Source organism: Symbiopectobacterium sp. Eva_TO, assembly GCF_053848865.1.
Genome location: NZ_JBSPEY010000006.1, coordinates 80102 through 93611 on the forward strand (window position 1 = coordinate 80102; position 13510 = coordinate 93611).

The following is a 13510-nucleotide window of genomic DNA, read 5'->3' on the forward strand; positions in this document are numbered from 1 at the left end:
TAGATGCGAATCGATGATCGATCGCATGCGAATACGCAACGGTGAGCCATTCGATAAGAAAAAACACCCACTCTTGGCACAAGCATACCCTTCAGGAAAACTCCCTGATTTACGGGGCGAATTTATCCGGGGCTGGGATGCGGGACGAAAAGTGGATAACGGACGCAAGATATTAAGTACACAAGCTGATGCCATGCAGAAAATCTGGGCACAGTGGACGATGGACGACCAAGCAATTTTGTCGAATTTTCCCCCAAAAGGCGCATTGTATTGTGATGGCGGTGGTTCGGTGAACTATGATGCAACCTCAAGAAATGATCGCTGGACTGCATCAAAGAGGCATTTTGATTCATCCCGTGTGACAAGGACTGCTGAAGAAACTCGCCCACGAAATGTCGCGTTTAACTACATAGTTAGGGCCGCATGATAGTTTAATCTGTATTAGTCGCGACTTGATCTGACACTGGACCTTGAAAGGTTGAGAGTTACCGGTTTTGATATGGGTGTCGAATCCTTATACAAAACACGAGGTAACTCTCATGCTTCATACTAACAATCCCATAATCAAACACAAAGCCGGCCTGCTCAATCTCGCCGAAGAACTCGGTAACGTATCAAAAGCCTGTAAAATCATGGGGGTGTCACGCGACACGTTTTATCGCTATCAGGAACTGACGGCAGAAGGCGGCATTGACGCTCTGGTTAACCAAAACCGCCGGGTTCCCAACCTGAAAAACCGTGCTGATGAAGCCACTGAACGTGCGGTTGTTGATTACGCCATTGAGTTCCCGGCTCATGGCCAGCACCGGACCAGTAATGAGCTGCGTAAAAAAGGCGTCTTCATTTCTGGCAGCGGTGTGCGCTCCATCTGGCAACGACACGATCTGGAAAACTTTCGTAAGCGCCTGAAGGCACTTGAGGAAAAAGTTGCCAGAGAAGGCATTGTACTTACTGATGCTCAAATCGCTGCACTGGAGAAGAAGGCGCACGACGACGAAGCCTGTGGTGAAATAGAGACTGCTCACCCGGGTTATCTGGGGTCGCAGGACACCTTCTACGTGGGTAATCTGAAAGGTGTTGGCCGTATCTACCAGCAGACGTTCGTGGATACGTACTCGAAAGTGGCGCACTGCAAGCTTTACACGAGTAAAGCACCGATCTCTGCCGCCGACCTGCTCAATGATCGCGTGCTGCCGTTCTACAAAGCTCAGGGGCTGCCAATGCTAAGAATACTGACGGACAGGGGGGACGGAGTACTGCGGTAAAGTGGAACAACATGACTATCAGCTGTACTTGGCTATCAACGATATAGACCATACGAAAACGAAAGCGATGTCTCCGCAGACAAACGGTATCTGCGAGCGCTTCCATAAAACTATTTTGCAGGATTTTTATCAGGTTGCGTTCCGTAAGACGTTATACGAGGACCTAGAAAGTCTACAAAAGGATCTGGACAACTGGTTGTGGCATTACAATAATGAGCGAACTCATCAGGGTAAAATGTGCTGCGGGCGTACGCCAATGGCCACGTTACTTGATGGTAAACGAGTCTGGGCAGAAAAAAATCTGAACCAGATTTAATCTGACAGACACCTGTATAAATAACCGGTAACTGTCAGATCAGGTCTGAGCTAATACATTTAATCTGCTGCTTTCTGAGGCGCTTCAGGCCAATCAATATCCGATGCTTGGCTGATATCCACTCGGTTAAGCAGAACGCGGTATTTCTTCCACGCCAGCAGTAAGGTTTTTTCAGCTTCCGGCGCCATGTCGAGATCTGACGCATCCTGCAAAGGAGCTATGACTTTTGTTGCCTCCTCTAGTGTAGTGGCACACTGATACTGGCCACCTGATCGGAGGTGATATGCTCACCTCATCAACACGACAGGTGACCTCATGGGTAAACATTTTACGGCGGAATTTAAGCTCGAAGCCGCAAAGCTGGTTGTCGACCACGGCTACACATACGTTAAGGCCGCAGAGGCGGTTAATGTCAGCCATTAGTCGCTGGGTCAATAAGCTTCGCCTTGAACGACAGGGAAAAACGCCAACGGGACTTCCTCTTACCCCTGAACAGCTCGAGCTGCGTGAGATGAAGAAAAAAGTCCAATGCCTTGAAATGGAGAACGAAATCCTAAAAAAGGCTACGGCGCTCTTAATGTCGGACTCACTCAACGGTTCACGGTAGTCGACAGGCTGAGGGCGCGATACCCGGTCACGGCGTTGTGCCAAACTTTTGAGGTACATCGCAGCAGCTACAGGCACTGGCAGGCTTCCGCTAATGAACCCGACGGTGAGCGCGTGGTTAAGTGTAGCCGCGTCATGGAAGCCTGGAACGCCAGCGGCGGCTCTGCCGGCGCTCGAAGTATCGCGACCATCGTCACCGGCAGCTCCGGTGTCAAAATGGGGCGCTGGCTGGCTGGCAAGCTGATGAAGGAGCTGGGTATCGCCAGCTGCCAGCGACCGGCTCACAAATACAAACGCGGCGGCAATGAACACGTTGAAATACCGAACTATCTCAACCGCCAGTTCGCGGTTACCGCGCCGGATCAGGTCTGGTGCGGCGATGTGACCTACATCTGGACGGGCAAATGCTGGGCTTACCTTGCGGTGGTGCTAGACCTGTTCGCCCGCAAACCGGTGGGCTGGGCCATGTCGACGTCGCCGGACTCGGCGCTGACAGTTAAAGCGTTGCAGATGGCCTGGGAACTCCGGGGACAACCAACAGGAGTCATGTTCCACAGCGACCAGGGCAGCCACTATACCAGCCGTCAATACCGGCAAGCCCTGTGGCGCTGCCGGATAAAGCAGAGTATGAGTCGGCGGGGTAACTGCTGGGATAATGCGCCAATGGAGCGGTTCTTCCGCAGCCTGAAGACAGAATGGGTGCCGACAAAGGGTTACAACAGCTTCAGCGAAGCCCAGGACGCGATTATCCGCTACATCACGGGGTATTGCGCTATCCGGCCTCACTGGTATAACGGCGGCTTAACTCCAAACGAATCTGAGCGACTGTTCTACATACAGTCTAATGCGGTGGCCAATATTAGTTGACCACTACAATCAACTTCTACCACATTAAACCCTGCTGGATACAGGCGAGACACATTGTCGGTGATACCTCGTATAATGCGGCTTTTTGGCTCTATTACCATCGCATATTTTTTGGTGAAAAGAGGGACTGACTGAAACCAGTCTCTCCCGTGTTCATCAATAAAATACTGAATACCATCACCAAAAAAAAGCTCATCAGGAATATATTGTCGTACATTAATCAGTTCCATGTTATTACCCTGCAATAGTTACCCATTGATTATTTTTCCATATTTGAATCGGCGCATATTGTGCAGCAATCCAGTTATCGCTATCACCGTGAGCGGAGGTAATGACGCAGCCGCTCGGAGTGTCAAACCGCCCACTAAACCCCGGGTTTACCTGTCTTGCACCAAGCTGAACATTAAACACACAGTTCTGATTCACATAATCCCAAGTGGCCCGGCCGTTCGCTACGTGATCGGCATGTTGCCAAGCATTGCTTTGTGCTTCATTTGCACGGGCGATAATCCAGCCACTCAACGCTCCACCCCAAGCTGGGCCAGTAATATCACCATTTTCATGATAAGTGGCCGTTCTGCCGCCCCATGAAATGGTCAAATTTTGTCCTAATGTAATACCGCCATTGACAGTTCCACCGGTTCGTTTATCCAGTGCATTTTTTGCACAATCTACCGTTTCTAACAAACCAAGGTTTTCTTAAATCGGGAGTTTAGCTAATATTTTGACCAAAACCAGCGATGACAAGGCTTTCAGGGGGAGGATTAGGGGCTAAAATGGCAAAAATAGGCTATATGAGGGTGTCAAAAAATGACCAAAACACCGATTTACAGCGAAAATCACTCATTTGTACAAATTATAAGCAGATTTGAGAGAGAAAAATTAGAAAAATTTACTTACTGACGGACTCGCTCTATGCAGTTAATTCGTTTTTGAAAAAAGTCTCCTTTTGAATGTTTTTTCATACAAAAGTTATAACTTTCAACATAGTGATTGAAGGTCCGACGTGCTGAGTCTGGAGATTGATTAATGAGTTTATTGACAAAATCATTACTACCTATTTCAAAATGCTGATAATCAATCGGACTATCCCATTCGCCACCCCATCTCATAAAACCGTGGCGAGTAAAAATATCGACGACATCCTCAGCCATACCCTCACGCTTCTTTTTGTCTGGACGTACGTTACTTCTATTTACAAAAAGAGTAGCTGCTGAGGGAGGTAACACTTTTGCAGTACCATCTGTTGAAAATGATAGATACGGATTTTGTAGTGGATTGATATCAATGGCAACTCCATATGCATGTTTGGACCAAGATGTTCCACCAGTGATCGGACGACCGTTGAAGGCAGAGGTGTTGTTGTCAGCCATTGCTGCTTCATCATTACCTTCATAATGTTCCATAGTGATGGCTTTATGAATAGGGAAACGTTGTTCAAATAATTCAGAAAAAATTTTTTCGGTGTGCTCTGCTATAGCATCAAGGATAACAACATTACCCTCTTCAGTAGTACCGTTGAAATTAACATGTCTAAAATTGACACGTCGTAGACGTTCGCAGCTGACCGGATTAGTCTTAGTCATGACACCGCTAGCATGCATATTATCGCATTCCTTCTGTGAGAGGATGTGAATGTCGGCATTTGCGCTTGTATAAGGTAAAAATATTACTCCGATAAACATTACTTTAAGTTTTTCAAAGGTAAAGTACATTTTTCAACCTTAAATTAATAGTTATGTAAGTTAGGCAAAATCAAAATTTGTAGCCATAGCTAGTAATGCGATAGGGAACAAGCCTCTATAACGACTCTAAAAAATACAATAAAAGAACATTAAACAAAAAGAAAAGTGTAATTCCGTTGCACTGATGGAAACAAAAGTAGCTCAATATTTATCGCACGTTTTGGCTTCAAATATCGCACGCCGCATCAACATTAACCGCCTCTGCGGCCTTAACGTATGTGTAGCCGTGGTCGACAACCAGCTTTGCGGCTTCGAGCTTAAATTCCGCCGTAAAATGTTTACCCATGAGGTCACCTGTCGTGTTGATGAGGTGAGCATATCACCTCCGCTCAGGTGGCCAGTATCAGTGTGCCACTACAATCCCCACAAGCACCAGAGAAAGAAATCTGGCATGCTGTTTTCACCCTGCCGCGTCTGCTACCCATCAGGAGCAACGATGAAAGATTGGAACCCCGCACTCTATTTGCGCTTTGCCAACGAACGTACCCGCCCAGCACAGGAGTTGGTTGCCCGCATTGCCCATCCGAATCCCAACACCGTCAGCGATCTGGGCTGCGGACCAGGTAACAGTACTGAACTGTTAGCGCAAGCGTGGCCACACGCGACGGTGACAGGCGTCGATACCTCGGCAGCCATGCTGGCACAAGCGCGCGAACGCCTGCCGCAACAGCAGTTTGTGCAAGCGGATATCGCCACCTGACGGCCCGCACAGCCACAGGATGTGATTTATGCTAACGCCTCGTTGCAATGGGTGCCGGAGCACGCACAGTTGTTTCCGCACCTGGCACAGCAGTTGGCGCAAGGGGGTATGCTGGCAGTGCAAATGCCGGATAATCTGGACGAACCCAGCCACCGACTGATGCGCGCGGTGGCCGAACAGGGACGTTGGCGCGATAAGATTGGCGATACCGCCAGTGTGCGCCAGCGCCTACTCACCAGGAGCGCCTATTACGATCTGCTGACGAATGCTGGCTGCGACGTTGATCTATGGCGCACCACCTACTATCACCCGATGGACGACGCCCAGGCGATTGTCGACTGGCTGCGCGCCACCGGCTTGCGCCCTTTCCTCGCGCCGCTTGACGATGCCGAACAGGCTGTATTCCTTGATAGCTATCGACAACAGTTGGAAACGGCCTACCCGCCACACGCCGACGGTAAACGCCTGCTGGCGTTCCCGCGCCTGTTTATCGTGGCGCGCAAACGTTAAGTGATACCCGACCTCCGTCATTCCCATCACCTTAGTCATCCTCGGCGAAGGCAGGGGAACTTGTGCACAAGGAAAGCGTTCTCCCTGTAAGGGGTTCCCGCCTTCGCGGGAATGACGGAGATGGCCGGTAACGGGTTACACCACCAGCGACAGCAGCAGCACGATCAGTAACCCCACCACTGAGTTGGTCAGTTCCAACAGCCCCCAGGTTTTGAAGGTGTCTTTAATCGACAGCCCAAAATACTCTTTAAACAACCAGAACGCAGCATCGTTAACGTGCGTCAGGGTGTTACTCCCAGAAGCTGTGGCGAGCACCATCAGCGCCGGGTTGACGTTAAAAGTGGTGATCATCGGGCCGACAATCCCTGCCGCCGTGATGGCGGAGACAGTGCCGGCACCGGTAGCAAGACGCAACAACACAGTGATAAACCAGGCCATGCTCAGCGGTGATACTGATGAATGTCGCATCATATCCGCAATATAATCACCGACGCCGGTGTCCATGATAATTTGTTTAAACGCGCCGCCCGCACCGATGATAAAGACCACCATCGCCACTTTTTCAATGGCGACGGTGTAGGATTTCATGACATCGGACATACTTCTGCCTCGATTAACGCCAAAGGCAAACAGGCTGACCAATACCGCAATCAACATACTGATTTGTGCACTGCCGATAAAATTAAGAAAAGGCAGCACCACGCTATTTTTGGCAATAAACAGCTTCAGCACCGTAACACCGGTAATAATAATCGCCGGGATCAGCGGCACTAACAGGCTGATCGCAAAGCTTGGCATCTCATCATCAGAAAATACCTTTTGCGATTCCAATAACTCAGGAATAGGACGATCCAAATTCCCCAGCAGTTTAGGCTGTGTCCCTTAATCCCATGAGTTATACTAACTGTTTGTTTCTAAATTATTTTAAACTATGGCTCGCTACGACCTTCCCGATGAAGCATGGGCTATCATCCAGCCCTTACTCCCTGCTGAACCAGCAACACCACAGGCCGGACGCCCATGGGCTGAGCATCGCATGATTATCAATGGCATGTTCTGGGGGCTGTGCTCTGGTGCCCCATGGCGTGATTTACCTGAGCGATACGGCCCATGGAAAACCGTTTATAACCGCTTTAACCGATGGTCAAAATCGGGAGTCATTAACATTTTTTTCAATAAGTTACTTTCATCACTTGATGCCCATGGCCTCGTGGACTGGTCAGCGACTGCGCTGGATGGTAGCAATATCAGGGCGCTGAAATGTGCTGCCGGTGCTCAAAAAAACATCCCGATATCACCGGAGATAATGGGCTGGGTCGCTCTCGAGGTGGTTTTGGCACCAAAATCCATATGGCTACAGACGGAAGTGGTCTTCCGTTAAACATCGTGTTGAGCCCCGGTCAGGCTCATGAAAGTCAGTTTGCACTACGTCTTTTGGACGGTATTGGTGTTCAACGCCAGAACGGCAGTATGAAACGCCGTGGTCATGCGGTACTCGCTGACAAGGCGTACTCCGGGCATGTATTACGTAACGAGCTGAAAAAAAGAGGTATAAAAACTGTCATCCCCCGAAAATCCACTGAAAAAATGGCGGTGGATGGTCGTTCAAAGCTCGATCGTGACGCCTACCGCAATCGGAACGTTGTTGAGCGGTGCTTTGGCCGTCTGAAAGAATACCGTCGCATTGCGACACGTTACGACAAAACGGCGAGGAATTATCTGGCAATGTTGAAACTGGGCTGCATCCGCCTGTTTTACCAGAGGTTATGTAATTAAGGGACACAGCCTAGGCAACAGGATGCCCGAGCAAATTACGGTAGGAACGGCAACGATAATCCCGTAAATATAGGTAATGTCTTCAAATAGTTGGCTTTTGTGATATTCTGCCGCTATTTGAGGTTTCCACGTGGTTACTGTTTTTGTTCATTGCCCTCGCTGCCATTCAGATAAAGTTTATCGACATGGCCTTAGTCCAACTAAGCGCGAACGCTTCCGGTGTCAGTGCTGTCGCCGTGTATTCCAGTTTACCTACCGCTATGAAGCGCGAAAGCCGGGAGTCAAAGAGCAGATCGTTGATATGGCCTTCAACGGTGCCGGCGTTCGCGATACCGCCAGAACGTTGAAAATCGGCATCAATACGGTCATCCGGGCTTTAAAAAGCTCTCGCCCCGCAGGATAACGTCTTCTCCCGTTGCTCACGCCGACGTCGCCCTTATCTGTGAACTTGATGAGCAATGGAGCTTCGTTGGCAGTCAGGCGCTACAGCACTGGCTCTGGTACGCTTACAATACCAAAACGGGCGGTGTTCTGGCCTACACTTTTGGCCCCCGAACCAATGAGACCTGCCGTGAATTGCTGGCTCTGTTGACACCGTTCAACATCGGCATGATTACCAGTGACAACTGGGGCAGCTATGCAAGAGAGGTTCCGAAGCAGAAACATCTGACTGGCAAGATCTTCACGCAACGCATAGAGCGCAATAACCTGACGCTCCGTACCCGCATTAAACGACTGGCGCGTAAAACGATTTGCTTCTCGCGCTCCGTCGAGATCCACGAAAAAGTCATCGGAGCCTTCATCGAAAAACACATGTTCTACTAATTGGAGTCATTACCTAAATATACACCATCCCCATATCCGCATGGAATGCGGTCACCAGCGAGGTGGGGCCAGGCTGAGGAGGGAACAGGCTGTGCGCCGTGGTTGCGGCGGCAACCATGGTGATACCCAATTTCAGGAAAGGGATTTTTGCTTCTCGGGCAATACTGATAACCAAAGGTGCTAAAATCAGGAAAGCCACTTCATAGAACATGGCCAGACCGAAAATTAATCCGATAACCAAAATAGCCCATTGGACTTTCTGCGGCCCGAATCTTTTCAGTAGCGTTGATGAAACCCGCTGCGCCGCACCGGAATCCACCATCAATTTACCCAGAATGGCACCAAACAGAATAATTAATGCCAAATGCCACAGCGTACTGCCGACGCCCTTTTCAATCGATTTACCAATTGCCTCAAGTGGTAACCCTTCACACACACCGACAAGCATTGCCGCGAGCAGCAGTGCCAACATCCCGTTAATTTTAAATTTCATATTTAAAATTAACAGCAAAACGGTAATGACTCCAATTAGTAGAACATGTGTTTTTCGATGAAGGCTCCGATGACTTTTTCGTGGATCTCGACGGAGCGCGAGAAGCAAATCGTTTTACGCGCCAGTCGTTTAATGCGGGTACGGAGCGTCAGGTTATTGCGCTCTATGCGTTGCGTGAAGATCTTGCCAGTCAGATGTTTCTGCTTCGGAACCTCTCTTGCATAGCTGCCCCAGTTGTCACTGGTAATCATGCCGATGTTGAACGGTGTCAACAGAGCCAGCAATTCACGGCAGGTCTCATTGGTTCGGGGGCCAAAAGTGTAGGCCAGAACACCGCCCGTTTTGGTATTGTAAGCGTACCAGAGCCAGTGCTGTAGCGCCTGACTGCCAACGAAGCTCCATTGCTCATCAAGTTCACAGATAAGGGCGACGTCGGCGTGAGCAACGGGAGAAGACGTTATCCTGCGGGGCGAGAGCTTTTTAAAGCCCGGATGACCGTATTGATGCCGATTTTCAACGTTCTGGCGGTATCGCGAACGCCGGCACCGTTGAAGGCCATATCAACGATCTGCTCTTTGACTCCCGGCTTTCGCGCTTCATAGCGGTAGGTAAACTGGAATACACGGCGACAGCACTGACACCGGAAGCGTTCGCGCTTAGTTGGACTAAGGCCATGTCGATAAACTTTATCTGAATGGCAGCGAGGGCAATGAACAAAAACAGTAACCACGTGGAAACCTCAAATAGCGGCAGAATATCACAAAAGCCAACTATTTGAAGACATTACCAGCAAAACGACGCCCAGAGCCACCCATATAATGGGCAGCGCCTCAATGATAAAATTCATATTTTCCCCGTCAACATTGAATAAAAAACAAAATTAGTCAGACATTTCTTTTCTACATACATGACCACAACAAAATATGTCATACCAATTAAGCGCCCGTAATGCGCCAAAAACTGTGATGGAGATTAAAATTTTTTTATAAGGGAAAATGACTACCGAGATGACGTGATTGAAATCACGAGAATAAATGTAACGTATACGACAAACACGCAATTAATGAGAAATGCATTATACCAATAAGGCAGGAATGGTAACCAAAAGCCGAGAAGTGGCACAGCAGCACGCCACAACGCGCGCCACCGTTACTGATCTATAGTTATGACTCAGGCTTGTCCGTTTTCTCTTCCGGCACAGGCGATGAGGTATTCTCGTCATCTTCCTTTACCGGCGTGTTGGCGGTGAGCAGATAGGGGGACTGTTGCCAGCGGCTGCGACGGTGCTGCAACAGCGTGCGGGCCAGAATAATGCCGATCGCTAACGCCAGCAGAATCATCAGGCGCAAGATATTGGTAGTGTTATCGACCTGCTTGGCTTCGGTCGCCAACACGTGAGTATCGAGCGTCATGCGTAGAAACCCGATCGGGCCATCCTTGCCGTTGATGGGCTGCACAATCTGGTGGTTGAAATAACTCCCCACCCGCTTGCAATCCAGCGCCAGCCGATCGCGCACCACAACCTCTTCTCCAGTACGGGCAATCAATGAACCGTCCTGCTGATAGAGTGCCGCGTCGAGAATGCGGCTATTTTGCGTTAACTGCGCCAGCATCGTGCTGATTTTCTGGCTGTTATCATCGTTGCTTTCCATCAGCGGCGTCAGGCTGAACGCCACCTGGCGCGCCAGCGTGCGTGCAATGTCTTCAACCTGCTCGGAACGCGCCATTTGATGACTCAGGCTGAAATAGGACGCCCCCTGCATCAATGCAACCAGCAGCGCCAGGCAGATCAGTACAATAGCGGTGCGGTGTAAGCGGAATTTTAACCGGGTGTGGACCATGAGAATCCCTGAGCGATTTGTATACTTTCATGTTGCCAGAAGCGATAGCGATAGGATAGCTTGTTGCCCTGTTTTCTGAGTGATGTTCTGTTATGTTTACCCGCGTCAGTACGCGCTATTTTTGCCAGAAGAGGATGCCCCATGCCGAATAGTCAGACCTACCGCGATCTCCCTAACGAGATTAACTGTTGGCCGGGACTGCCGTTATCACTCAGCGGTGATGAAGTGATGCCGCTCGACTATCGCGCGGGGGACACCGGCTGGCTTCTGTACGGCAACGTACTGGATAAAAACTTGCTTTCGCGTTACCAGCGCAAGCTCGGTGCGGCGATGGTAATCGTCAGCGCCTGGAACGTGGAAGATTATCAGGTGGTGCGTTTGGCCGGTTCGCTCACGCCACGCGCCACCAAACTGGCTCATGAACTGGGGATGGACGTGGCCCCTATGTGCAACACCCCGACGCTGCGTGCGCCCGGTTTACTGGTGATGGACATGGATTCCACCGCCATTCAGATTGAGTGTATTGATGAAATCGCCAAACTGGCCGGCACCGGAGAGAAGGTGGCGGCGATCACCGAACGGGCGATGCGCGGTGAGTTGGATTTCTCCGCCACTCTGCGCGAGCGCGTGGGCACCCTTAAGGGAGCCGATGCTGATATCCTGCAAAAAGTGCGCAAAAATCTGCCGCTGATGCCAGGGCTGACCTACATGGTCGAGCAGTTGCAGGCGGCGGGCTGGCACGTCGCCATTGCGTCCGGCGGCTTCACCTATTTCGCCGATCATCTGAAAGAGAAACTCGGCCTGGTGGCGGCAGTGGCCAACGAAATGGGTTTGCGCGACGGTAAGCTGACCGGCGAAGTGGTAGGCCCGATCGTCGATGCCAAATATAAAGCCAAAACCCTGCGCCAACTGGCGGAGAAGCTGGATATCCCCGAAGAGCAGACCATTGCCATCGGTGACGGGGGCAACGATCTGGTGATGATCAAGGCATCCGGGCTCGGCATCGCCTATCATGCCAAACCCAAAGTGAATGAGCAGGCCCCCGTCAGCATTCGTCACGCCGATTTAACCGGCGTCATGTGCGTACTGAGCGGCAGCCTGCGGCACGAAAAACGCTAAGAGCAGTGAGGTGAACCGTGGCAAAAGCCGTTAAACGCGCCTTCGTTTGCAACGAATGTGGTGCCGATTATCCGCGCTGGCAGGGCCAATGCAGCGCCTGTAACGCCTGGAACACCATTACCGAAGTGCGGCTGGCCGCCGCCGCGACGTCTCGCACCGATCGCCGAACTGGCTATGCGGGCGACCATGAAGGCATCAGCCGCGTACAAAAACTCTCTGATATCAGCCTGGAAGCGCTACCGCGTTTTTCCACCGGCTTTAGTGAGTTCGATCGCGTGTTGGGCGGCGGCGTGGTGCCCGGCAGCGCCATTCTGATCGGGGGCAACCCCGGTGCGGGGAAAAGTACCCTGCTGCTGCAAACCTTGTGCAAGCTCTCTGAACAGATGAAAACCCTGTACGTCACAGGAGAAGAGTCGCTACAGCAGGTGGCGATGCGCGCGCACCGCTTGGGTCTGCCAACCCAGCATCTCAATATGCTGTCCGAAACCAGCATCGAGCAAATCTGTCTGATTGCCGAACAGGAGCAGCCCAGGCTGATGGTGATCGACTCGATTCAGGTGATGCATCTGGCCGATATCCAATCCTCACCCGGCAGCGTGGCACAGGTGCGGGAAACCGCCGCCTATCTCACCCGCTTTGCCAAAACGCGCGGTGTCGCTATCGTGATGGTGGGCCACGTTACCAAAGATGGTTCATTGGCTGGCCCCAAGGTGCTTGAGCACTGCATTGACTGCTCCGTGCTGCTCGACGGTGATGCAGATTCCCGTTTTCGTACCCTGCGCAGCCATAAAAACCGTTTCGGTGCCGTCAATGAATTGGGAGTGTTCGCCATGACCGAGCAGGGATTGCGCGAAGTCAGCAACCCCTCTGCCATTTTTCTCAGCCGGGGTGATGAAGTGATGTCCGGCAGCTCCGTTATGGTGGTGTGGGAAGGCACGCGTCCTCTGCTGGTGGAGATTCAGGCGTTGGTGGATCACTCGATGATGGCCAACCCTCGCCGCGTCGCCGTCGGTCTGGAACAGAACCGACTGGCGCTCCTGCTCGCCGTGTTACACCGCCACGGCGGACTGCAAATGGCGGATCAGGATGTGTTCGTGAACGTGGTTGGTGGCGTAAAAGTCACCGAAACCAGCGCCGATCTGGCACTGCTGCTATCGTTGGTCTCCAGCCTGCGCGACAGGCCGCTGCCGCAGGATCTGGTGGTGTTCGGCGAAGTGGGGCTATCCGGCGAGATAAGGCCAGTGCCCAGCGGTCAGGAACGTATTTCCGAAGCGGCCAAACACGGCTTCAAGCGCGCCATCGTCCCGCATGCTAATGCGCCAAAACGCCCACCCGCCAACATGCAGGTGTTTGGCGTGAAAAAGCTGACTGACGCACTGGCGATCCTCGACGATCTTTAACGCCTAACCTGCGGGAACATGTTCGCAGGTTGAGCATGCTTGTGGTA

12 protein-coding genes and 5 pseudogenes are annotated in these 13510 nt (G+C 51.3%); 8 read left to right on the forward strand and 9 right to left on the reverse strand.

Annotated features, from left to right (window positions below; all coding sequences use genetic code 11):
* Window positions 1-13 precede the first annotated feature (13 nt).
* Both ACWWJF_RS28010 and ACWWJF_RS28015 read left to right on the forward strand, forming a co-directional pair.
* Window positions 14-427, forward strand: a complete 414-nt coding sequence (locus ACWWJF_RS28010; RefSeq protein WP_455871557.1) for a hypothetical protein — start codon at window positions 14-16, stop codon at window positions 425-427.
* Window positions 428-539: 112 nt separating this feature from the next.
* Window positions 540-1581 (forward strand): annotated as a pseudogene (locus ACWWJF_RS28015) (IS481 family transposase).
* A 59-nt stretch (window positions 1582-1640) separates the two neighbouring features.
* On the opposite strand, the pseudogene ACWWJF_RS28020 reads toward ACWWJF_RS28015, so the two are convergent.
* Window positions 1641-1820: pseudogene (locus ACWWJF_RS28020) on the reverse strand (tail fiber assembly protein); the annotation flags it as partial.
* 76 nt (window positions 1821-1896) lie between these two features.
* Here ACWWJF_RS28020 and ACWWJF_RS28025 point away from each other — a divergent pair.
* Window positions 1897-3054 (forward strand): annotated as a pseudogene (locus tag ACWWJF_RS28025) (IS3 family transposase).
* On the opposite strand, the gene ACWWJF_RS28030 reads toward ACWWJF_RS28025, so the two are convergent.
* From ACWWJF_RS28030 to ACWWJF_RS28045, 4 genes are all read right to left on the reverse strand, one after another.
* Window positions 3018-3284 carry a hypothetical protein gene (locus ACWWJF_RS28030; protein WP_455871558.1) on the reverse strand — a complete coding sequence of 89 codons (267 nt, stop codon included), beginning with the start codon at window positions 3282-3284 and terminating at the stop codon, window positions 3018-3020. The pseudogene ACWWJF_RS28025 and the gene ACWWJF_RS28030 sit on opposite strands and share 37 nt — an antisense overlap.
* A 4-nt stretch (window positions 3285-3288) precedes the next feature.
* Window positions 3289-3741: a hypothetical protein gene (locus tag ACWWJF_RS28035; protein ID WP_455871559.1), complete on the reverse strand. Its 453-nt coding sequence runs from the start codon at window positions 3739-3741 to the stop codon at window positions 3289-3291.
* 209 nt (window positions 3742-3950) lie between these two features.
* Entirely contained in the window at window positions 3951-4769 is an 819-nt protein-coding gene (locus ACWWJF_RS28040; protein ID WP_455871560.1) for a M15 family metallopeptidase, read from the reverse strand.
* 196 nt (window positions 4770-4965) lie between these two features.
* Window positions 4966-5085, reverse strand: coding sequence for a transposase (locus tag ACWWJF_RS28045; protein WP_455871588.1), 120 nt, complete (start codon window positions 5083-5085; stop codon window positions 4966-4968).
* A gap of 150 nt (window positions 5086-5235) precedes the next feature.
* Between ACWWJF_RS28045 and tam the strand changes: the two are divergent.
* Window positions 5236-6009, forward strand: a pseudogene (gene tam, locus ACWWJF_RS28050) (trans-aconitate 2-methyltransferase).
* A 135-nt stretch (window positions 6010-6144) separates the two neighbouring features.
* Here the strand turns inward: tam and ACWWJF_RS28055 are convergent.
* Window positions 6145-6876 carry a gluconate:H+ symporter gene (locus tag ACWWJF_RS28055; RefSeq protein WP_455871586.1) on the reverse strand — a complete coding sequence of 244 codons (732 nt, stop codon included), beginning with the start codon at window positions 6874-6876 and terminating at the stop codon, window positions 6145-6147.
* 64 nt (window positions 6877-6940) lie between these two features.
* Between ACWWJF_RS28055 and ACWWJF_RS28060 the strand changes: the two genes are divergently transcribed.
* Together ACWWJF_RS28060 and ACWWJF_RS28065 are read left to right on the forward strand one after the other, a co-directional pair.
* Window positions 6941-7785 (forward strand): IS5 family transposase gene (locus ACWWJF_RS28060; protein ID WP_455871561.1). Its coding sequence is split into 2 segments (ribosomal slippage): window positions 6941-7286 and window positions 7286-7785, totalling 846 coding nucleotides; the frame shifts between segments, so codons are not numbered across the junction.
* A 130-nt stretch (window positions 7786-7915) separates the two neighbouring features.
* A protein-coding gene (locus tag ACWWJF_RS28065; protein WP_455871562.1) for an IS1 family transposase occupies window positions 7916-8610 on the forward strand; the annotation gives its coding sequence in 2 pieces (ribosomal slippage) (window positions 7916-8159 and window positions 8159-8610; 696 coding nt in all).
* Between the two features lie 16 nt (window positions 8611-8626).
* On the opposite strand, the pseudogene ACWWJF_RS28070 reads toward ACWWJF_RS28065, so the two are convergent.
* The 3 genes and pseudogenes from ACWWJF_RS28070 to ACWWJF_RS28080 form a co-directional block, all read right to left on the reverse strand.
* A pseudogene (locus tag ACWWJF_RS28070) lies at window positions 8627-9103 on the reverse strand (GntT/GntP/DsdX family permease); the annotation flags it as partial.
* 35 nt (window positions 9104-9138) lie between these two features.
* Window positions 9139-9833, reverse strand: a protein-coding gene (locus ACWWJF_RS28075; RefSeq protein ID WP_455871562.1) for an IS1 family transposase whose coding sequence is annotated in 2 segments (ribosomal slippage) — window positions 9139-9590 and window positions 9590-9833 — 696 coding nt in all. Because the reading frame shifts where the segments join, the coding sequence is not laid out codon by codon here.
* A gap of 433 nt (window positions 9834-10266) precedes the next feature.
* Window positions 10267-10944 carry a YtjB family periplasmic protein gene (locus ACWWJF_RS28080; RefSeq protein WP_455871563.1) on the reverse strand — a complete coding sequence of 226 codons (678 nt, stop codon included), beginning with the start codon at window positions 10942-10944 and terminating at the stop codon, window positions 10267-10269.
* A 141-nt stretch (window positions 10945-11085) separates the two neighbouring features.
* On the opposite strand from ACWWJF_RS28080, the gene serB reads away from it, so the two are divergent.
* Both serB and radA read left to right on the forward strand, forming a co-directional pair.
* Window positions 11086-12063 carry a phosphoserine phosphatase gene (gene serB, locus ACWWJF_RS28085; protein WP_455871564.1) on the forward strand — a complete coding sequence of 326 codons (978 nt, stop codon included), beginning with the start codon at window positions 11086-11088 and terminating at the stop codon, window positions 12061-12063.
* 17 nt (window positions 12064-12080) lie between these two features.
* Window positions 12081-13463: a DNA repair protein RadA gene (radA, locus tag ACWWJF_RS28090; RefSeq protein WP_222159329.1), complete on the forward strand. Its 1383-nt coding sequence runs from the start codon at window positions 12081-12083 to the stop codon at window positions 13461-13463.
* The last annotated feature ends 47 nt before the right edge of the window (window positions 13464-13510 follow it).

Bases quoted from the DNA above. Each gene is read 5' to 3' on its own strand.
- ACWWJF_RS28010 (WP_455871557.1), top strand. From the start codon at position 14: ATGATCGATCGCATGCGAATACGCAACGGTGAGCCATTCGATAAGAAA.
- ACWWJF_RS28030 (WP_455871558.1), bottom strand. From the start codon at position 3,284: ATGGAACTGATTAATGTACGACAATATATTCCTGATGAGCTTTTTTTT.
- ACWWJF_RS28040 (WP_455871560.1), bottom strand. From the start codon at position 4,769: ATGTACTTTACCTTTGAAAAACTTAAAGTAATGTTTATCGGAGTAATA.
- ACWWJF_RS28045 (WP_455871588.1), bottom strand. From the start codon at position 5,085: ATGGGTAAACATTTTACGGCGGAATTTAAGCTCGAAGCCGCAAAGCTG.
- ACWWJF_RS28080 (WP_455871563.1), bottom strand. From the start codon at position 10,944: ATGGTCCACACCCGGTTAAAATTCCGCTTACACCGCACCGCTATTGTA.
- serB (WP_455871564.1), top strand. From the start codon at position 11,086: ATGCCGAATAGTCAGACCTACCGCGATCTCCCTAACGAGATTAACTGT.